This window comes from Caloramator mitchellensis (assembly GCF_001440545.1).
Lineage (GTDB): Bacteria > Bacillota > Clostridia > Clostridiales > Caloramatoraceae > Caloramator > Caloramator mitchellensis.
The window spans coordinates 140,751-161,348 of the sequence record NZ_LKHP01000003.1 but is presented as its reverse complement, the minus strand read 5'-3'; the positions used below and the strand labels follow the sequence as shown (position 1 = coordinate 161,348).

At 35.6% G+C, this 20,598-nt stretch carries 17 protein-coding genes and 1 pseudogene; 1 reads left to right on the top strand and 17 read right to left on the bottom strand.

What is annotated here, in order from left to right:
• Nucleotides 1-93: 93 nt before the first annotated feature.
• The 17 genes and pseudogenes from ABG79_RS03825 to ABG79_RS12675 all read right to left on the bottom strand — a co-directional run.
• Nucleotides 94-1,419 carry a nucleotide sugar dehydrogenase gene (locus ABG79_RS03825; RefSeq protein WP_057977308.1) on the bottom strand — a complete coding sequence of 442 codons (1,326 nt, stop codon included), beginning with the start codon at nucleotides 1,417-1,419 and terminating at the stop codon, nucleotides 94-96.
• The gene (locus tag ABG79_RS03820; protein ID WP_057977306.1) at nucleotides 1,419-2,630 is read right to left on the bottom strand and encodes an O-antigen ligase family protein; all 1,212 of its coding nucleotides are present in this window, start codon (nucleotides 2,628-2,630) and stop codon (nucleotides 1,419-1,421) included. The genes ABG79_RS03825 and ABG79_RS03820 overlap by 1 nt, the downstream gene beginning before the upstream one ends.
• A gap of 13 nt (nucleotides 2,631-2,643) precedes the next feature.
• Nucleotides 2,644-3,924 carry an oligosaccharide repeat unit polymerase gene (locus tag ABG79_RS03815; protein WP_057977304.1) on the bottom strand — a complete coding sequence of 427 codons (1,281 nt, stop codon included), beginning with the start codon at nucleotides 3,922-3,924 and terminating at the stop codon, nucleotides 2,644-2,646.
• Nucleotides 3,921-4,628 (bottom strand): leucine-rich repeat domain-containing protein, encoded by a 708-nt coding sequence (locus ABG79_RS03810; RefSeq protein WP_057977302.1) that lies wholly within the window; start codon nucleotides 4,626-4,628, stop codon nucleotides 3,921-3,923. The genes ABG79_RS03815 and ABG79_RS03810 overlap by 4 nt, the downstream gene beginning before the upstream one ends.
• Nucleotides 4,618-5,736 carry a glycosyltransferase family 4 protein gene (locus tag ABG79_RS03805; protein WP_242859304.1) on the bottom strand — a complete coding sequence of 373 codons (1,119 nt, stop codon included), beginning with the start codon at nucleotides 5,734-5,736 and terminating at the stop codon, nucleotides 4,618-4,620. The genes ABG79_RS03810 and ABG79_RS03805 overlap by 11 nt, the downstream gene beginning before the upstream one ends.
• 42 nt (nucleotides 5,737-5,778) lie before the next feature.
• Complete coding sequence (gene murJ, locus ABG79_RS03800; RefSeq protein ID WP_057977487.1) at nucleotides 5,779-7,323, bottom strand: murein biosynthesis integral membrane protein MurJ; 1,545 nt, start codon at nucleotides 7,321-7,323, stop codon at nucleotides 5,779-5,781.
• Nucleotides 7,324-7,334: 11 nt separating this feature from the next.
• Complete coding sequence (locus ABG79_RS03795) at nucleotides 7,335-8,453, bottom strand: DegT/DnrJ/EryC1/StrS family aminotransferase (RefSeq protein ID WP_057977300.1); 1,119 nt, start codon at nucleotides 8,451-8,453, stop codon at nucleotides 7,335-7,337.
• Between the two features lie 11 nt (nucleotides 8,454-8,464).
• Entirely contained in the window at nucleotides 8,465-9,103 is a 639-nt protein-coding gene (locus ABG79_RS03790; protein ID WP_057977297.1) for an acetyltransferase, read from the bottom strand.
• 8 nt (nucleotides 9,104-9,111) lie between these two features.
• Nucleotides 9,112-9,732: a sugar transferase gene (locus ABG79_RS03785; RefSeq protein ID WP_152978201.1), complete on the bottom strand. Its 621-nt coding sequence runs from the start codon at nucleotides 9,730-9,732 to the stop codon at nucleotides 9,112-9,114.
• Between the two features lie 50 nt (nucleotides 9,733-9,782).
• The gene (locus ABG79_RS03780) at nucleotides 9,783-11,012 is read right to left on the bottom strand and encodes a glycosyltransferase family 4 protein (protein WP_057977295.1); all 1,230 of its coding nucleotides are present in this window, start codon (nucleotides 11,010-11,012) and stop codon (nucleotides 9,783-9,785) included.
• Between the two features lie 3 nt (nucleotides 11,013-11,015).
• Nucleotides 11,016-12,077, bottom strand: a complete 1,062-nt coding sequence (gene wecB / locus ABG79_RS03775) for a non-hydrolyzing UDP-N-acetylglucosamine 2-epimerase (RefSeq protein WP_057977293.1) — start codon at nucleotides 12,075-12,077, stop codon at nucleotides 11,016-11,018.
• A gap of 68 nt (nucleotides 12,078-12,145) precedes the next feature.
• Entirely contained in the window at nucleotides 12,146-12,886 is a 741-nt protein-coding gene (locus tag ABG79_RS03770) for an acyltransferase (RefSeq protein WP_057977290.1), read from the bottom strand.
• A 151-nt stretch (nucleotides 12,887-13,037) separates the two neighbouring features.
• Nucleotides 13,038-14,129, bottom strand: coding sequence for a Gfo/Idh/MocA family protein (locus ABG79_RS03765; protein ID WP_057977484.1), 1,092 nt, complete (start codon nucleotides 14,127-14,129; stop codon nucleotides 13,038-13,040).
• 111 nt (nucleotides 14,130-14,240) lie between these two features.
• Nucleotides 14,241-15,557, bottom strand: coding sequence for a nucleotide sugar dehydrogenase (locus ABG79_RS03760; protein ID WP_057977289.1), 1,317 nt, complete (start codon nucleotides 15,555-15,557; stop codon nucleotides 14,241-14,243).
• 169 nt (nucleotides 15,558-15,726) lie between these two features.
• Nucleotides 15,727-16,824 carry a DegT/DnrJ/EryC1/StrS family aminotransferase gene (locus ABG79_RS03755; RefSeq protein ID WP_057977287.1) on the bottom strand — a complete coding sequence of 366 codons (1,098 nt, stop codon included), beginning with the start codon at nucleotides 16,822-16,824 and terminating at the stop codon, nucleotides 15,727-15,729.
• Nucleotides 16,825-16,881: 57 nt separating this feature from the next.
• The gene (locus ABG79_RS03750; RefSeq protein ID WP_057977285.1) at nucleotides 16,882-18,711 is read right to left on the bottom strand and encodes a polysaccharide biosynthesis protein; all 1,830 of its coding nucleotides are present in this window, start codon (nucleotides 18,709-18,711) and stop codon (nucleotides 16,882-16,884) included.
• A 318-nt stretch (nucleotides 18,712-19,029) separates the two neighbouring features.
• Nucleotides 19,030-19,460 (bottom strand): annotated as a pseudogene (locus ABG79_RS12675) (DNA methyltransferase); the annotation flags it as partial.
• 531 nt (nucleotides 19,461-19,991) lie between these two features.
• On the opposite strand from ABG79_RS12675, the gene ABG79_RS03740 reads away from it, so the two are divergent.
• Entirely contained in the window at nucleotides 19,992-20,411 is a 420-nt protein-coding gene (locus ABG79_RS03740) for a hypothetical protein (protein ID WP_057977281.1), read from the top strand.
• Nucleotides 20,412-20,598 lie beyond the last annotated feature (187 nt).

The following is a 20,598-nucleotide window of genomic DNA, read 5'->3' as shown; positions in this document are numbered from 1 at the left end:
TGAGTTGTTTGTCAATTTGGACAAACATTTATCAACCAATCTTAGTATTCGATAATTAATGAAGTAAAACTTAATCTTAAGTGCCTGGCACCATTAAATAGTTCTATATAATATACCTTTTTCCTCAAAAAGGTCCTTTTTCCCCTCAAACAAATTTTTAGCGTCAAATATTACAGTGTTTTTGTTCAGCATTTTAATAAAATCTTCAACATCTATCTCGTCAAATTCCTTTTGTCTTGCAAGAACCATTATTCCATCTGCCCCATTTACAGCTTCCTCTAAAGTTCCAACTTTAAAATTATACTCTGTAACAACTGCAGGGTCGTATGCCAAAACCTGTGCCCCGCGGTTTCTTAAAATTTTAATTATCTCAATTGGTGGGCTGATTCTGTCATCGTTTGAATAATCCTTCATCGCTATTCCCAAAACTGCAACTTTTGCGTTTTCTAAACTCTTAAAAGACCTGTTTAACAGTTTCTCGAATATATTGACCATAACTACTGGTAAATTTGCATTTTTCTCGCGCGCCAGCTTCAATATATCAAGCTGCACGTCTAAATCCTTCGCCTTTGGCTCAAGATAATGATAGGCATTTGGGATGCAATACCCACCAACACCCGGACCCGGAGTTAGTAGATTAACCCTTTTATGCGTATTTGCAACCTTTATAACCTCAAAAATATTGATTCCCAAAGCCTCTGTAAACCTTGCAAACTCCTGCACCATCGCAATATTTACATCCCTTTGAACATTTTCAAAAACCTTTGCCGTCTCAACAACCTTCATGCTGCTGGCAATATGCACATCTGCCTTGCACACAACTTCCAACAGTTCTTTCGCCAATTCTGCACTTGCTTCATTTATTCCAGCAACAACCGTTGGCATATAAGCAAACTCCTCAAACGCCTTTCCCTCAGCAATTCTCTCAGATGAATATGCAAGGTAGAAATCCACCCCTGCCCTCATACCCGATTCCTTTTCAAGAATCGGAAGCAGAATATCCTCAGTCGTTCCTGGAATTACTGTGCTTCTTATTACAACTAAATCTTCCCTTTTCAAATTTCTGCCTATCAATGTGCAGCATTCAATAAGGTCCGTCAAATCGTGTTTCCCATCCCTTATTGGAATACCAACAGTTACAACTATATTGTTGCAGTTCTTTATAGCCCCTACTGCATCGCTGGTGGCTCTAAACCTTCCAACTTCAAGCTGTTCCTTCAAAATTTCCTGAATACTTCTGCCTTCAAATCCTTCCTTATGATGAGTTATTCCTTTATTTATTTCAACAACCAAACTTTCAACTACATCAACTCCATATACATCGCAGCCCCTCATAGCAAAGCTAAGTGAAAGAGGCAGCCCTACAAACCCTTGTCCAAATACCGCAACCCTTTTGAATCTTTCATCCACTCTATCCATCAAATCGCCTCCTTTGTTTCAAGAACAAACGCCTTAAAAATTAATGCCGTTAAAAGCCACGCAAAAACATTAAGCTGTGGTATAAACATCAAATTGTTGAAATTGTTCTGGAATAGATACGCAACCCAAAAACCTATTAAACTTAGAGCGTATACCTTATACCTTTTCGTTCCTTTATATACCTTAATTACCATATAAAACAACATCAAATAAATCAAGATAAAAACCAATCCACCGAATATTCCCATCTCAGCAAACATCTTTAGAAAAGAATTATGCGGACTCCAAAGTTCCTTCCTGACAAACAAAGCTGGATATCTTTCTATATATTCAGGGTAAAAATATCTGTAATTGCCGTTCCCAACGCCCAGCCAAAAATGTTCCTTAAACATCATATAAGCTGTTTTCCAGAGCTTAAACCTTGCGTCCTTTGCTATCTTCTCAACAGAGAGCATCGTAACAAATCTTTTTCTGGTAAAAGGATGTGCCATCAAAGGAATAATAAACGCAGGTAAAGAGAGTATAAACTTCTTATTAATCAACAATAGTATTACAAAAAGTCCTGCCAAAAACGCCAACCAGGAACTTCTGTTTAAACTGAAAAGCAAATTAAATATAAATAGCCCTAAAAACAAACTATCATTCAGGCTTATCCTTCTTTTATTTATCATTTCAACGATTGGATAGAAAATCACAATATTAACTGCTGCCCCCCAATAATTAGGGTTTACAAAAGTTGAATTCAGCCTGATATTCCTATTTACAGTATATGGCGAAAGTCCAAACACAAACTGAACTACTCCATAAGCTGCGGCTAACAACATAGCAATAAAGAACAAATTAAATGTCCTATTAATAGTCTTCTCATCAGCTATAATATAAGTAAAATAAAATAAAAATACATATTCAAAAAATCTCATACTCTCGCTTATAGCAGCACCTTTATTTACAGCTACAAAAAATGAAACCGCATTAAGCACCAAAAATATAAAAACAATTATGCTAAAAAATTGTATATTCCTATTCCTTAACTTAATATTCTCTAATCCATCCTCAAAAATAACATTTAAAATGCCGAACAGTATTAAAAATGAAGCAATAATAAAGTCAGCCGAAAGGGGTAAAATAGATATCTTTACCTTTAACGGCAATATTGGCACAAGCAAAACAAAAACATATAAAGTTATATTAAAAAGCTTCTTAAAAATCATAATTGCACCCTCTTTAGTCTCTAAAACTTTTAAGGAATAGGACGCTCATAATCATAGCAATTAAAAGTCCGTGTGTTTTCAATGTCGTCAAAAGCGAAGAATTAACAAGCGCTAAGAATGAACTGAATGAAATAAGAACAACGAATTTTCTGTTTACGTTATTTTCGCTGAAATATTCAAAAGCTAATAGTATCAGCGCCAGTATAATTGCAAACAAAACAATTCCAATAAAACCTAAATGCGAATAAGCATTTGCAATAAAATTAACATTAGCTGACATCTTTGGTTCATGATAAACATATCTTGATATAATAAATGGACTGTCCAAACTGTATATATTTTCGACAAACCTTTTCAAGAAACTGCTTGATAAATAAAGCTTTGGGTGAGATTTAAAAAATTCATAATAAACAAAGCTCAATGACTGAGGAACAAAAAAAGCTCTTCTAATCCCTACAGACATTACAAAATTATTTTTCCATAACAAAACAAAAGTAATGAATAAATTAAGTGCAGGCAGCATGAAATTCATAAGTCCACCCGAATAAATTAAAAAAACAAACAAATTGATTAATAGTGAAAACAAATAGAACTTTGAGCCGTTTATTGTAAATATCAAAAGCTGAACTGTTAGTGGAATAATCAATAAGTAATACTTTTTTATCTTTGTTATATATGCAATACTTGTTGGAATTACTACAAGTGCTGACCATTGAAGTATATATTTGAAATATGTTGGTATCTTCTCCCTTGATTCATATCTTATATTATACACTTCGTCAAGATTAATTAAATAATACAGCGAATGCCCATATTTTAAGTATGCAAAAATATTAACTATAAGAAAAACAGCAAACACAAATAACAGTATATATTCATAATTAAATCTTGTATTTTTTTCTCTTTTTGTTGAGAAAAAGTATTTGTAAGCTATAAAAAACAATTCAAGTATCAAAAACGCAGTCACAACCATATAAAAGTATTGTCTGTAATTATTCGACATCCAGTAAAAAACAGTAAATGGAACGAACAATAATACATATAGTATAAATGAATACGTTAAATAAATACTGTCGCTTATATCGTAATATAAATATAAAGCCCCTAAAGATACAGTAAATACTATTGCTTCAATAAGTTTAAAATAATTCAATGAAAGCGAATAACCTACCTGGTAGGTATAGTCCTGATAAATATAAAAATAAAAATAATAGCTGTAACAAAGCAGTATAAAATAGATTGCTAAGTTAAAAATATATGCTTTTCGTATCCTCAGCCTCTCTAAAAGCATCATTTGTTCCCCCAGTCAAGAAGTAGTTTAACTTTCAATTTTTCCACAGCACTAAAATCCTTTATATTATTCTGTGAAACATCTATCTCCTTTAAATTTATTAACTTCTCAAATCCTAGTATATTTTGAATCCTGTTGCTCGATAGATTCAATATCTCCAAATTTTTTAAACTGCTTATTTCACTAACATCAGTAATATTATTATTAGCTAAATCAAGCTTCTTCAATGTTTTTACATTCCCAATCCCCTTTATATCGCTTATATTATTTTCAAAGGCTATAAGCTCCTCTAACTTAGGCAGATTTGTTAATCCTTCTAAGCTTGAAATCTCATTATAGGCAACATTAATTTTTTTCAAACCCTTGAAATACCTCAGGTCAATAAGCGTTGTTATCCCTTGGTATCTCAAATCAAGTTCCGTAATTCCTCTAACATCCTTTGCAAAAATAATCCCCTGGTCTTTTCCAAGGTAAATTCTAATAACCCTTTCTAAATTTTTATCCTTAAACATAATAGGATTAATTCCATCTTCTCCTGCATCTGCTTCTAATTTAAATTTATTAGTATAATTTGCACCTGCTCTATACCTTTCAGGATATATTAAAGTTAAGGCAGCGTTATAAACAAAAATAGCAGCATAAATCGCAACAGCAACCTTAAAATATTTGCTTTTAATAATCTTTTCAATATTATACTTAACTTCCAACCATTTCACCTTCTATCTGTCTGTAAATAATAAGAAGCTTTCTTTCATTTATTTCCCAGTTATATTTTTCAACAGTTGCCCTGTATCCATTTTCGCCCATTTTAATTGCAATTTCTCTGTTATCAATCAAATAATCAATAGCCTCTGCAATATCTTTAGGTTCAACAGGATTAACCACAACGCCGCATCTTTCAGCTTCAACAATACTCGCCATCATAGGAAAATCGCTTGCAATAACTGCAGTTTTGCTCATCATATATTCAAAAAGCTTGATTGGCTCAGAATTTACATATCTCCAATTCTTAGGCTGCAAAAGGACAAACCCTGCATAAGCCTTCTTTAAATACTCTATAACCTCTTTATGCCCTATCCTTCCAGTAAACTCAACATCTTTTTCCTTTAAATTGTTAGCGACATAATCCATTACTCTGTCTTCGGTTTCCTTATCCCTAAAATTACCTATAAACAGATATTTAGCGTCTTTTTTAGAAAGCTTAATGGCCTCTAATGTTTTTAATATCCCCCTATCCTCTGATAGCCCACCAGCATAAACAAACACTGGTTTCTCGCTGTATGTTTTATTGATTTCCCCCTCTAAAACAGGGTAGTTTGTTATAAGCTCAACACTATTATTATACTCTTTAAACTTATTAACCAGAATATCATTAACCGTCACTATATAATCTGCATGTATTGCAATGCTCTTTTCGTAAATATAAATCATTTTTTTTGCAATTTCAAAAAGACCTCCGAAATGCTCAGCAAATGCCTCAGGATAATATTCGTGGGAATCGAATATTATTTTTTTGCCAAACCTTTTCTTTAATTTGACTGCAACCTGAAATGAATCGGGCTCATGGGCATGATAAATATCTGCATTTACTTCCTTTGCAATATTAAACATATCCCTCATGGGTCTTAATCTGTCATACCACGACCTTCTCTTTTTAAAGCACCTGACCTTTATGCCGTCCTCTGTTACAAAATCCTTATCACCAGGTGCTATCAAATAAATATCATCATAGTATTTCTTCAAAGAAAGTATTTCCTTATAATAAATCCTGTTGTCAAAAATATTATGACTTGAAGTTAACATGCAAATTCTCATAAAACCACCACCTTAAAATAAGTTAACTGACAGTCAGTTAACTTATTTAGCTCTTTTTCTTTTAAGTATCATATTTAAAGCATCGTCAAGTTCCTCAAGCTTTAAAACTATTAGCGATATAAAATATACAAAAATACCCGTCAAAACTGCTATTCCTAAAGTTAAAACCATTCCAATTAAACCAGTAAAAATAAATTTTAGTCCTATCTCTACTCCCTTAACAGCAAATCCCATCATAAAGGCTGATAAACTTATCTTTAATAGGGCTATTAAAATTTTTCTCCCTTGGACTCCATTAATCCTTCTGCTAAGCGCCATTCCAAGCAAAATGCTTGTCAATATCGCCGACATAGATGTTGCAAGGGCAAGTCCTCCAATTCCAAGATAACGAACGAATAAAAGGTTTAAAGTAATATTCAAAGCAACTCCAAATATTCCATTAATCATAGGAGTCTTAGTATCGTTAAGTCCATAAAATGCTCTGTTAAAAATGTCCCTGACTCCATAAAAAGGAAGTCCTAACAGCAAAAATGCTAACGCATATGCTGTAAGATTTACAGAATCCTCATTAAAAAGACCTCTTTTAAAGAAAATAGTCAATACATCATATCTTAATACAAAAAGCCCTACAGCTGCTGGAACCATTATAAGTAGTATGCTTGTTATTCCTTTGTGAATAAAAACCTTCATATTGTCATAGGCTTTGTTTGCACCTTCCCTTGATATTGCAGGGTATATAACCATAATAATCGATGCAACAAAGACGCCATAGAGCATGCTGTTAACGTTTATAGCAAAATTATATGCTGAAATATTCCCATTAGGAAGGCTGGACGCCATAGTCTTATCCACAATCGAGTTTATTTGATTCACAGTTGTCCCAATCAAAATAGGAAGGATAAGATACAGCATCTCCTTGACCCTTGTGTCCTTTAAATCTATAAAAAATTTATATTTATAATCGTGCTTTAAAAGATAAGGTATTTGTATGACAAACTGCATAGTATATCCAATTAATGTTGCTACAGAAAGACCATAAATACCATATTTTGCACCTAAAATAAGATACAAAATAATCGGCAGATCAAGCGCAATGCCGACCATTGCAGGTGCTTTAAACTCGTTTAAACTCTGCAGAATCGACATAAACCCAGCCGTCATACTCAATGCCAGGACATTAAACATGCTAATCCTTGTCAGAGCCACTGTTAAATTAAACTTTTCACCTGAAAAACCGTGGGCAATAACCCTTACAATTTGAGGCGAAAGCAGAAATCCAACTCCAAAAATAATAATTGAAATCAGGAATAATATATTCATAATGTTATTGGCAAACTGAATCATGTCCTCTTTGCCCCTTTGTGTCAGGCTTCTGCTTAGTATGGGGATAAAGGTAGTGTTTACAGCAGCACCAATAACTGAATATATAATAAGTGGAATTGTAAGCGACACAACATATGCATCGCTCTGCATTGTAGTTCCAAAGCTGCTTGCTAAAAGCATAGTTCTAAAAAAACCTAAAACTTTACTCATGATAGTTATAAACATAACTATACCTGCAGCCTTTGCTAAATTAACACCCTTCATTCTTCCCTCCATCACCTTTTGCAAATTCTTACTGCTTCTTGTAATTTTTCTGCTACATAGTTTGCTTCTTCATCGGATAAATCGTTGTAGAATGGAAGTGCAACGCATCTTCTTCCAGCATCAGCTGTTATTGGGTAATCCTCTTCTTTATAACCAAACATCTCCACCATATATGGTTGAACATGTATAGGCGTAAAATATGGTCTGCAGCCTATACCATTTTGTTTTAAATATTCCATAACCTTATCTCTGTCAATATCCCTTGCAAGCTGAACAACATATACAAAGTAGCTCATTACATCAACCTTAGGGTCGATATATGGAACTTCAACTCCATCTATTTTGCTAAGAATCTCATCATATCTTTTAGCAACCTTTAATCTCTTTTGTATTATCTCATCAAGCCTATCCATTTGAACGCTTCCTAAAACTGCGTTAATTTCGCTCATTCTATAGTTATACCCTAATCTTTCGTGATGCAACCAAAAACCAGTTATCGCCCTTCCTTGGCTCCTTAAGCTCTGGGCAATTTCTGCTACTTTTTGATTGTTTGTAACTATTATCCCGCCTTCTCCAGTTGTAATCTGCTTATTAGGGTAAAACGCAAATGCAGCAGCGTCAGCAAGGCTTCCCGCTCTAACTCCATCGTAAACTGAGCCTAGCGCTTCACAGCTATCTTCGATTAAATAGAGATTATGCTTATCCGCAATTTCTCTTAGCCTCTTCATATTAATAGGCTGACCAAAAACATCTACCGCTAAAATTGCCTTTGTTTTTGGTGTTATTTTCGACTCAATCTCCTCGATATTCATATTGAATGTCTTAGGGTCAATGTCTACAAAAACTGGCTTTGCCCCCTCCATAATAAAACAGTTAACCGAGGCTACAAAGCTGTATGGAGTAGTTATTACCTCATCGCCATTTCCAATTCCAAGTGCCTTAACAATAAGATTAAGCGCACTTGTTCCGCTGTTAACAGCAACTGCATACTTAACTCCAGTGTAATCTGCAATCTTTCTCTCAAACTCCTCTATCTTTGGACCTATGCTCAAAATTCCTGATTTCATGACCTCAACAACTGCGTCTATTTCCCTTTGTGTTATATCTGGTTTTGCAAGCTGAACCTTCATATTAAGCCTCCTCATTTATACTTTATCACCCTTGCAGGCACTCCAACAGCAACAGCATTATCCTCAACGTCCCTTATAACTGTCGACCCTGCCCCAACGGTTACGTTCTTTCCAATATTTATGCCGGGTATAATATTAGCACCTGTTCCTACATGGCTGTAATCTCCAATTGCAACATTTCCAGCAAGGTGAGCCCCCGGGGATATGTGAACATAATCCCCCAATACATTGTCATGTTCAACAACCGCCGAAGTGTTTATTATAACAGCCTTACCAATCCTTGCACTATTGTTTATTACAGCACATGCCATAACTACCGTTCCATCTTCAATAGTTACGTTTCCTCCAATTACTGCTGTAGGGTGAATGGCTGTAAAAAGGTTGATTCCTAAACTCTCCAGCCTTTTAACAACCCTCTCCCTTGTAAAATTATCTCCAATCGCTGGAACTGCGAATATTTCACCATATTCAGCCTTTAAATCCTTTAAATCTTCTACTTTTCCGAGTATTTTATACCCAAGAACTTCTCCAAAAGATGCATCATCGATAAATCCTAATATATTCAATTGGCAATTCTTCTTCATCGCAAGGAGTATATCAAGTATAACCCTTCCATGTCCTCCTGCTCCTACTATAACAATATTTTTCATAAAATCACCTATAGCTCATTCTTATCTTTAATTATGAACTTTTCCTTTTCTGCATATACACCCTCGCCCTTTAAGACCACTAAAAACGTCCTGAAGAATATCTTTATATCCAGCCAAAGGCTCCAATTCTCAACATACTGAACGTCATATTTAATTCTTTCCGGCCACGACAGGCTGTTTCTTCCGTTAACCTGAGCAAGACCAGTTACACCAGGCTTCATCAAAAGCCTTTTCTTTTGAAATTCGTCATATTTTTCCACCTGATACATCAAAGTTGGCCTTGGTCCTATTATGCTCATCTCACCCTTTAAAATATTTATAAGCTGTGGAAGTTCATCAAGGCTTGTTTTTCTTAACAAATTACCAACCTTTGTTATTCTTGGGTCATTTTCGCCTGTATAATATCCATCGCCAATCTTTTCGGCGTTCTTAACCATTGTTCTGAATTTATAAATCATAAAAGGCTTCCCATTAAGCCCTGCCCTCTCCTGTTTAAAGAATACCTCTCCCTTTGAGTCAAGCTTAATCAGGATTGATATTAATAAAAAAAGTGGAAATAAAATAATAAGAAGAATAAGGCTAAACATAAAGTCAAATAATCTTTTAATAATAAGTTGCAAGCTTTTCACACAACCACTTCCTTGTAAAATCTTTTCTAAAACACAATATTTCCAATAAATTAAAACAATGAATCAAGTTTATCAACCAATCTTGAAATGTCGTGGTTTTGTTCAACATACCTTCGTCCATTTTGCCCAAGTTCTCTTCTTTTATGCTCATCCATATTTGCAAGCTCCTTTAGGGCCGCTGCAAACCTTTCTGGAGACTCAGGTTCGATTGATATTCCTGCGTTAGCTTCCTTTACGATATCATTTACCGCCTTACATGAAAAAAGAATTGGTTTTGCACTGCATAGATAATCAAAAAGTTTATTTGGACTTATGCCGTATTTAAAAACATCCAAATCCTTAAGATTGAATAGGCAGATATCTATGCCGTCTAATAAAAATGGAACATCATACTTCTTTATAGGGTCATAGATTGAAACATTTTCAAGCCCTAATTCGTTTTTCATGTTTATCAATTTTTCCTTTTCAGGCCCATCTCCTATTAGTAGTATATCTATATTATTAATGCCTTCATCCTTTAAAATCTTTGCTGCATTTAATATTACATCGAGTGCATTTGCAGGGCCCATCGCGCCAAGATAAACCGCCTTTAATTTACCTGCATGCTCAATTAGTATTTCTTCTACTCTTGAGCTTTTTTCATTCTTTTGCAGGACTTCATCGTATCTTTTCACAACAACTCCATTTGGAATATATTCAACCTTGTCTCCGTAATTTCCAACTGAATTAATATAATCCTTAGCTCCAGGTAAAAGGACAATTATCTTCTCTGCCTTATCATAAATAAACTTTTCTATTGCATAAAAAACCTTTGCTGATATGCTATCTTTTCTCATAGCACCCATATCAATCAAAGTTTCCGGCCAAAGGTCTCTAATCTCAGCAATATACCTTGCACCAAACTTCTTTGCAAGATAATATCCACTAATGCAGGTAAAAGGATGGACTGAAGAAGCTAAAATTACATCAGGCCTTTCAAGTCTACTCAATATTCTATATGAATTCACTGCAAATGAAATCATATTCAAAAATCTTTTATAATCATTCGTCTTATACGGATATGTCCTTATCCAGAAAAACTTAACCCCGTTTATCTCTTCTATTCTGTATCTTTCACCTTCATTAAGCCTTTCAGTTCTTGTTTTTAAATCAAAACTAGATGCAAAAACAGTTACATCATATCCTCGACCTGCCAATTCTTCTGCTAAATCAAAGTGCCTTGTCCCCCCACCTATATATGGTGGAACTGCATAGTGATTCATTATCCAAATTCTTTTCATCAGCTACACCTCTAAGTTTTTTAATAATTCTGCTATATGTTCACTTGCTTTTCCATCTCCAAAATAGTTGCTCTTTTTAGTTTTGGGCTCAAAATTATTTATTGCATCCAATATTTTTTCATAATCGCTGTCAACGAGTATATTCCAACCGTCCTTTACGGTTTCAACCCACTCAGTTTCCCTTCTCATAGTTACGCAGGGAACATCTAAAAAGTAAGCTTCCTTTTGAACCCCGCCGCTGTCGGTAACAATCTTCTTTGCTGCACTTTCCAGCATAATCATATCAAGATACCCAACCGGCTCAATAATTTCTATATTTTCTCCAACGTCTATACCGTAATCAGCTAGAAATTTCTTTGTTCTTGGATGAAGCGGAAGAATTACCTTTTCTCCCGAATCCTTTAAGGCATTAAAAATATTAGTAAGCTTATCCTTATAATTAGTATTCTCAGCTCTATGTATTGTTACAAGTATAAATTCCTTTGAAGCTAAATTTAATCTATCTAAAATGTTTGATTTTTCCTTTGCTATTTCAATATTATACAATATTGAGTCAAACATTACATCCCCTACGTTGTAGACTCCCTTTTCTATTCCTTCGTTCTTTAGATTTTTAACCGCAGTTTCTGTAGGGCAAAACAATAAATCTGAAATGTGGTCTGTTAAAACCCTGTTCTGCTCCTCTGGCATTGCTTTATTGAAGCTTCTTAACCCCGCCTCAACATGAATAACAGGGATAAGCAGCTTGCTCGCAGCAAGCGCCCCAGCCAAGGTAGAATTAGTATCTCCATACACCAAAACAGCGTCCGGCTTCTCGTTTAAAATAACTTCCTCTATCTTAATAAGCATATTCCCTGTTTGGTTTCCGTGATTTCCAGACCCAACATTCAAATTATAATCAGGCTTTGGAATATCCAGCTCATCAAAAAATATGCTAGACATATTTTCATCGTAATGCTGACCTGTATGAACAATTATTTCCTTATGTTGCTTCCTTATCTCCCTCGATACCGGCGCCGCCTTAATAAATTGCGGCCTTGCTCCAATTACCGTCAATATCTTCATCTTCATCACCTTCCCATGAGTGACATTCACTTGATTTCTTGACTTCTTGAATTGTTTGTCAATTTCACTCATTGATTCTTTAATAGCTGCTCTTCAGGCACATCCTTAAAATACTTTGCTGGATTACCTGCAACAATTGTCCCGCTTTCTACATCTTTAGTTACAACCGAACCTGCTGCTACAAATCCATCTTCATAAATAGTTTTCCCGGGCAATATCGTTGCCTGCGCACCAATTCTTCCACCTTTTTTAACAGTTACTCCCTTAAAATGCTTAAATCTTTCCTTGGAGCGCGCTGCAAAATTGTCGTTGCTTGTTACAACACCGGGTGCAACAAAAACATAATCCTCAAGCGCTGAATAAGCAGTAATATAGACATTTGTCTCAAGCTTGCAGTTTGAACCAACCTTACAGAAATTTTCAACTGCCACCCCTCTTCCAATTATCGTCTTGCTTCCTATAGTTACATTTTCCCTTATTGTAGATAGGTCAGCAACGAGCGTGTTTTCTCCAATCTCGCAACCGCAGTAAATTATTACCCCTGCACCAATCAGGCAGCCGCTTGAAATCTTAGCCGGCGGCAGCTCCTTTTCATCCTTAAAAATACTGTTAACCGCCCTCATAGGCTGCTTTCCAATTACAGCATTATCGTCGATTCTTACATTATCTCCTATTTGAGTTCCTTTATGAATCACTACGTTATTTCCTATAATACAGTTGTTTCCAATCACAACATCGTCTTCTATAACAGCAAATCTTCCAACCTTGACATTCTCGCCCAATATGGCTTTTTCAGATATATAATTCATTTGTATCTCTCCTTTAAGTGACATTCACTTGATTTCTTGAGTTCTTGAATTGTTTGACAATTCAAGTTTCTAAAACACCAATGAATATTTTAAAAACAAGTAATTATATCGCGAATTTTAGCAGCATTTTGCAATTACAAGTTCATATTACTTACCAAATTCCCTTCATATCTAATGTTGAAAAATCGCCCATAGGGAATTTAACCGGCATGCCTGTCTTTTGTGACTTGTAAGCTGCAAGTATTATCTCCATTCCCTTTTTGCCTTCTTCGCCGTTAATTAGCGGTTCTCTGTTGTTCTTTATTGCATCGATCATATCTTTAAACAGCGGTGTATGTCCATGACCATATACTGTATCTGGGTCACCTTCCTGGTCCTTTAATATCTCCTCTTCGCTATCTTTTCCGTCTGCAAATCTCCATGTCTCAATTCTGTTAACCGCAAGTCCACCTATTACTACAGAGCCATTTTCACCAAAAATGCTCAAAGTTTCCTCAAGGTTCTTAGGATATACGCAGGCACTTCCTTCTATTATTCCAATTGCTCCGTTCTTAAATCTTACAACAATTGCTCCAAAATCTTCTGCCTCAATATCCCTTACAAATCTTCCAGTCTGGGCATAAACAGAGTCAATCTCTCCGCCCATCATCCATTGCAATAAATCTATATCATGTATGCACTGATTCATCAAAGTTCCGCCATCAAGCTCCCATGTTCCTCTCCATGGAGCTTGTGTGTAATAGCTCATATTTCTGTTCCATCTGATGCTTGCCATTCCGTTTATCAGCTTTCCAAATCTACCTTCATCAAGTGCTTTTCTTAGCATTTGAATCGGCTTATTAAATCTGTTTTGATGGCATACGCAAAGCTTAACATTTTTCTTCTTTGCAGTCTCAATCATCCTATCTGCATCCTGCGTTGAAAGTGCCATCGGCTTTTCAACAACAACATGCTTACCCGCATTCATGCAGTAAATAGCTATTTCAGGGTGATATCCACTTTCTGTAGCTATTGTTACTACATCTATATCCTCTTTCTGCAGCATCTCTTTATAATCTATATACTCATTAACCCTTGCCTCAGGGAATTTTTTTCTATACTCATCAGCCTTAGCCTTTGCCTTTTCTATGTCAACGTCGCATGTTGCAACCAATTCCGCCTCTTCATGGTTGTTTATAATTCCTTCAACGTGCTTATATGATATTCTACCACAGCCTATTATAGCAAACTTTAGTTTCATAATTTTTCCTCCCTCTTTTGTGTTCCTAAAACTTAATTTTTTGGTGCCTGGCACCAAAAATTAAGTTTTACTTTGCAGCAAGGCACTTTTGCTTTTGCAAAAGTGCCAAACATATTACAGCTTAATAATCTTATCCCTATTTTCAAGAACTTCCTTAGTTGCATTTCTTGTATCAAATACAACCTTGGCATTCTTTACAACAAAATCATAATCGTAGTTTGAATGGTCTGTTGTAATTATAACTATATCTGCATCTTGAATGTTCTTTTCAGTAAGCTCAACTGATACGTAGTGTTTACCTGCGTGAGTAAACTCTGGTATATATGGGTCGTTATACATAACAACTGCGTTTCTTTTTTCAAGATGTTCCATAATCTTTAATACTGGAGATTCTCTTAAATCATCTATATCCTTCTTGTATGCCGCACCTAATAATAGAACCTTTGAACCGTTAAGAGGTTTTTTGAAATCATTTAATATATGCGCTGACTTTTCAACAACGAATTCAGGCATGTAGTCGTTAATTTCTCCTGCAATTTCGATAAGCCTTGTATGGTAATCATACTCTCTTGCCTTCCATGTTAAATAGAATGGGTCAATTGGAATACAATGTCCTCCAAGACCTGGTCCTGGGTAGAACGCCATAAATCCGTATGGCTTTGTCTTTGCAGCTTCAATAACTTCCCATACATCTATTCCCATTCTCTCGCATAGAATTGCCATTTCATTTGCAAGCGCTACGTTTATATTTCTAAATGTATTTTCAAGTATCTTTTCCATTTCAGCAACCGCTGGTGATGAAACTGGGAATATTTCTCCCTCTAATACGTTTCTATACATTGTTGCTGCAATTTCTGTGCAGTCCTTTGTAACCCCACCTACTACCTTTGGTGTGTTCTTTGTCTTGAAGAACTTGTTACCTGGGTCAACTCTTTCTGGTGAGAAGGCAAGATAAAAATCTTCACCGCACTTTAAACCTGTCTTTTCAAGTATCGGCTTAACAACTTCTTCTGTTGTTCCTGGATATGTTGTTGATTCCAATACAACCAGCATTCCCTTATGAAGATATTTTGCAATGCTCTCTGTTGAGTTAACAACGTATGTTATATCCGGCTGCTTATATTTATCAAGAGGAGTTGGAACCGCAATAGCAACTGCATCTACTTCAGCTATCTTTGAATAATCAGTTGTAGCAAAAATCATTCCCCTCTTAACTAAATCAGCAAGCTCCTCATCCACAACGTCCCCTATGTAGTTGTGTCCTTGATTTACCATATCGCATCTTTTCTGCTGAATATCAAATCCTATTACCTTATAACCTGCCTTTGCCTTTTCAACTGCAAGTGGAAGTCCAACATAACCAAGTCCTACAACACCTATAACTGCAGTTTTATTTTGTATCTTTTCTAATAACACTTCTTTTGTTGACATTTTTAAACCTCCCTTTATGAGTGACATTCACTTGATTTCTTGACTTCTTGAATTGTTTGTCAATTTAGCACCCAAACCATAAAACAAGTAGCCCAATTCACTTTGAATGTCACTTTGTTAATTATTTATCAACTAAATTTTATCCCAAATTTCGTTTGTTATCAACAAATTAAGATTCGAATTCCTTTATCTTATTCGCAACGTATTTCTGCTGTTCTAAAGTCAATTCTGGATACAATGGTATTGCAAATGTCCTCTTGCTCGCGTATTCAGAATTTGGCAAATCCCCTTCCTTGTATCCTAAATACTTATATACATTCTGCAAATGCAGTGGAACTGGATAATATATTCCCGTTGCAACTCCATTTTCCTTTAGGAAGTTTATCAATTCTTCTCTCTTCTCATGCTGGATAATATACAAATGATATATATGCTTGTTGTATTCCCTCTCGGTTGGCACTTTGCAGCTTGTATCCTTTAAAAGTTCATTATATATATGCGCCTTTTCGTTTCTTTTATTATTCCACTCATCAAGATACTTAAACTTAACATTAAGTATTGCCGCTTGGAGCTCATCAAGTCTGCTGTTAAATCCAAGCATATCATGATAATACTTAACCTTGCTTCCATGGAATCTTAACATTCTAATCTTTGCAGCCAATTCATCATCATTTGTGACAATCATTCCTCCATCACCATATCCACCTAGATTTTTAGTTGGGAAGAATGAAAAGCATGCTGCATGCCCAATTGAGCCTGCCTTCTTGCCCTTGTATTCAGAACCTATTGCCTGGCAAGCATCCTCTATAACTATCAAATTATGCTTTCTTGCAATCTCCATTATCCTGTCCATATCACACATTTGTCCAAAAATATGAACCGGAATTATCGCCTTAGTCTTTTCCGTAATCTTTTCCTCTATTTTTTCAGCATCTATATTATATGTATCCGGTTCTATATCAACAAATACAGGCGTTGCACCAACCTGTGAAATAGTTTCAGCTGAAGCAAAGAAAGTAAAAGGCGATGTAATGACCTCGTCCCCTTCTCCTATTCCAAATGCCTTTAAAGTTAAAACAAGTGCATCTGTTCCATTTGCAACCCCTATACCATGTTTTACGTTGCAATATCTTGCTATATCCTCTTCAAGCTTTTTAACCTGTGGTCCTAAAATATAGTGTCCGGATTCGATAGTAGAAATTACTGCTTCCTTCATCTCATCCTTCATGGTTTCATATTGTGCTAACAAATCCAAAAGCTGTATCATATGTATCCTCCCCTATAAGTGACATTCACTTGATTTCTTGAGTTCTTGAATTGTTTGTCAATTCTCAACTCTTTTATACGTTTTAACAAATTCCTGCATTAGTTTAAATATTACCTCATCATTCTCATCCAAAGCATCTTTCAGCCTGTTTACCATCGTCTCAACCTGCTCAAATTCATATTCACCAGGTTTTCCAATGAAAATCTTTTTATGCTTCGTCTTCTTAAGCCCCTCTTCGGACATCAAAAGCTCCTCATATAATTTTTCGCCAGGCCTTAAACCCGTAAACTCAATCCTAATATCCTTATCAGGCTCAAAGCCCGAGAGTCTAATTAGCTCCCTTGCAAGGTCAACAATCTTTACTGGTTTTCCCATATCAAGGACAAATATCTCTCCACCCTCTGCCATAGCGCCAGCCTGAATAACAAGCTGTGCCGCCTCAGGTATCGTCATAAAATATCTATTTATCTCAGGATGTGTGACCGTAACCGGACCACCCTTTCTAATCTGTTCCTTAAACAACGGAATAACGCTACCATTGCTTCCTAATACGTTTCCAAACCTTACTGCGACATATTCAGTATTGGACACCCTATCCATCGCCTGAATAATCATCTCAGTAAAGCGCTTTGTTGCCCCCATTATATTAGTCGGGTTAACCGCCTTATCGGTTGAAATCAAAACAAACTTCTTAACTCCATACCTATCCGATGCCCTTACTACATTTAGTGTTCCTAATATATTGTTTTTTATAGCTTCCTTTGGGTTTGCCTCCATTAAAGGGACATGCTTATGGGCCGCCGCATGGAAGACAACGTCCGGCCTATGTTTTTCAAAAATCTCGTTTATTCTTCCCTCTTCCCTTATTGATGCAATTATAACCTCATGGTCAAGCTCCTTAAAATTAGTTTTTAATTCCATCGAAAGGCTGTATGCCCCATTTTCATATATGTCGAGAATCAAAAGCTTCTTTGGGTTAAACCTTGCAATCTGCCTGCAAAGCTCAGATCCAATTGAGCCTCCTCCTCCCGTTACAAGAACAGTTTTATCCTTTAGATAATGCGCAATCTCTTCAATGTTCAGCTCAACAGGGTCTCTTCCCAATAGGTCCTCAATCTCTACATCCCTAATCTGACTTATCGTTACCTTGCCGCCTATCATCTCATATATCCCAGGCAGCGTTTTAAGCCTGCAGCCAGTCTTGTTGCAGAGCCTTATAATCTCCGCCCTTTCATCCTTATCAGCCGATGGAATGGCAATAACTATCTCATCGATCGCCTTTTCCTTAACTATATCCTCCAAATCATACCTTGTCCCAAGAATCGGAATTCCCAAAATATATTTTCCCTGCTTAGACTTGTCATCATCTATAAATCCTACAGGCATGTATCCCATATCCAAATGCTTTTTCATTTCCTTCGCAACGATTGCTCCTGCATCGCCTGCGCCAAATATCAATATTCTCTTTGCCCTCTTATCGCCAACGCCCTGCATCATTTCAAGATGGGTAACAACTCTTCTTAAGAATCTTAATCCGCCCGATGCCATAATAGTAAGCGCCCACATAACAAAATAAACGCTAAGCGGAAGCCTGTTTCGCATAACAACTCCATAAATAAATGAAGCTAAAGTTCCAGAGGATACTGCTACAACAACTGACAATAGTTCATCTATGCTTGCATACCTCCATATGCTCCTATATAGTTTAAATACGTAGAAAGAAATTATCATAATGATAGAAATTGGAACAAACGACTCGATATATCTATTTAAATATGCCTTTGGAATATGCCACGAAAATCTGATAAAGTATCCAACAAAGATTGCAGCATTTATGAAAATTATGTCGCTCAGAAGTATAAGTCCTACCTTTAATCTTCTTTTCATCCTTAATTCCCCAATCTTTTTCAAAATTCACATAACCATTAATAATTATACCCCAATTGCAAATAATAGTAAAATGTTTTTGTGTTATTATTCATATCACAAATTTTAATTTTTTATTAATTTTATTGGTGACATTCACTTGATTTCTTGACTTCTTGAGTTGTTTGTCAATATCGAGTAGGAGCTGAATAATTATTTTATTCAGCAGTTCAACAGAATGTGCTAATGAATAGATTTCAGAAATTGACACAAAACCTATTTCTATATGGTATTTGTTGGTTAGTGCTGTGGATAATTTAGGGATTTATGCTGGAATTTAGGAAGGGCAGTAAGCTGTATCGGCTTCATCGTGGGATGTTCAACATTCTTTTTGGGCTTACCCAACTCCCAGATGGTTGACTGCTTGCGGTCGAATACCAGGAATGCTTGCCGTTTTTCTTCCAGACGAACATGATCGCTTAATGCTGCCGTTGATACGGTGATTGCCCAAGCATCAATGATTGCTTATTCCAAATACAAGTGTCGAAAAGGTAAAATCCAGCTGCATCAAAAGCCCGACAAAAGTTCAACCCCTTGGTGTCCTCGTGGAACAAATAAATAGGCGCGTCCTTCTCCATCGCTTTTTCAGTGAGGGTAAGCACATATAAATGAAACTGATAAAACTTCTCATCTGGCATATTGTCGTTCCTGATTTTTGCGGACGTGCCTACGTATCTGACATTGTATGGAGGTTCTGTTATCGAAAGGTTTGTCAGCGGTGACCGTCACGCATTGCTATCGTAGATTAGCCGAGAGAACACAAATACATCAGATTACCTCAGTAATTGTTCCAGATTTTTAAATAGTAACTATGTGATTTACTTCTTTAGCAGCTGTGTTCTTACCGTTTTTTTGCATTCTTCGCACAAAGGATGAGCTTTTAGTCTATTAAATAGTTTTCAAAAAAATAGGTATATTTTAATATTAAACTCGCATAATATATATTAGTGAGTGCATTTGTATGAACATACAAATAAATTTTAGGAGGTATTTTTATGACAAAAATCTTAAAAGCACTTCTAACTCCTGGAAAAATTGTGCACCTTCATGATCTATATCAGGCTACAAACTGCAAAACTTTTAAAGAACGTCACAATTGTCGTGGCTGTCTAAGTTCTTTACAAAGAAGAGGATTAGTTGTATCACTTGGCAAATGTCTGTGGAAGGGACTCTAACAAAATATAGAGCAGTAATATTTTTATTACTGCTCTACAAAATCACTAGTAAAGGAGGAGAATTTAATGGACACTATTACTGCGAAATATGAACTTATAATCTACAACGGTGGAGAACGAATTGAGTTAAATAAAATTAATACTTTCGAAGATAAAGTAGACTATTCAAAATGTAGCTCTAGAATTTCACAAATTTTATTATGTGTTTTAGAAATGAAAAAGCAGTTAGAAAGTAATCAAAGCTCTTCAGATATGGATATTTATACAAATGCAATCAATAAAGTAGCCCAAAATTTGAAGGTAAACAATACAACAATAATCGACAAACTCACAAGACAACTCGGCTTGTCCGCTGAACAAGCAAGAAAAATTATTTTTGATTATCTACGAAATGGTTCATCTGACTTTAGGAATTTACTTTTAAAGAAAGTTAGTAAAAATACAAAAGACTACGATATTTCTGCAATTGAAACAACACTTAAATAAATTACAAGTTAATACTTATAATATATAAGTATAAATTCAATCGAGTAGGAGCTGAATAATTACTTTATTCAGCCCCTCTCACACCATAGTTCATACCGTTCGATACACAACGGTTCAATAGAAATTAATTTGCAAAGCACAAATCCTTATTCGCCTTTTTTGGACATAATCTAAATTTGGGTCAGAT

Bases quoted from the DNA above. Each gene is read 5' to 3' on its own strand.
- ABG79_RS03750 (WP_057977285.1), bottom strand. From the start codon at position 18,711: ATGAAAAGAAGATTAAAGGTAGGACTTATACTTCTGAGCGACATAATT.
- ABG79_RS03755 (WP_057977287.1), bottom strand. From the start codon at position 16,824: ATGATACAGCTTTTGGATTTGTTAGCACAATATGAAACCATGAAGGAT.
- ABG79_RS03815 (WP_057977304.1), bottom strand. From the start codon at position 3,924: ATGATGCTTTTAGAGAGGCTGAGGATACGAAAAGCATATATTTTTAAC.
- ABG79_RS03790 (WP_057977297.1), bottom strand. From the start codon at position 9,103: ATGAAAAATATTGTTATAGTAGGAGCAGGAGGACATGGAAGGGTTATA.
- ABG79_RS03805 (WP_242859304.1), bottom strand. From the start codon at position 5,736: ATGAGAATTTGCATGTTAACTTCAAGTCATAATATTTTTGACAACAGG.
- ABG79_RS03820 (WP_057977306.1), bottom strand. From the start codon at position 2,630: ATGATTTTTAAGAAGCTTTTTAATATAACTTTATATGTTTTTGTTTTG.
- ABG79_RS03760 (WP_057977289.1), bottom strand. From the start codon at position 15,557: ATGTCAACAAAAGAAGTGTTATTAGAAAAGATACAAAATAAAACTGCA.
- ABG79_RS03780 (WP_057977295.1), bottom strand. From the start codon at position 11,012: ATGAAAAGAATTTGGATAATGAATCACTATGCAGTTCCACCATATATA.
- murJ (WP_057977487.1), bottom strand. From the start codon at position 7,323: ATGAAGGGTGTTAATTTAGCAAAGGCTGCAGGTATAGTTATGTTTATA.
- ABG79_RS03770 (WP_057977290.1), bottom strand. From the start codon at position 12,886: ATGAATTATATATCTGAAAAAGCCATATTGGGCGAGAATGTCAAGGTT.
- ABG79_RS03825 (WP_057977308.1), bottom strand. From the start codon at position 1,419: ATGGATAGAGTGGATGAAAGATTCAAAAGGGTTGCGGTATTTGGACAA.
- ABG79_RS03795 (WP_057977300.1), bottom strand. From the start codon at position 8,453: ATGAAGGTTCAGCTTGCAAAACCAGATATAACACAAAGGGAAATAGAC.
- wecB (WP_057977293.1), bottom strand. From the start codon at position 12,077: ATGAAGATATTGACGGTAATTGGAGCAAGGCCGCAATTTATTAAGGCG.
- ABG79_RS03740 (WP_057977281.1), top strand. From the start codon at position 19,992: ATGGACACTATTACTGCGAAATATGAACTTATAATCTACAACGGTGGA.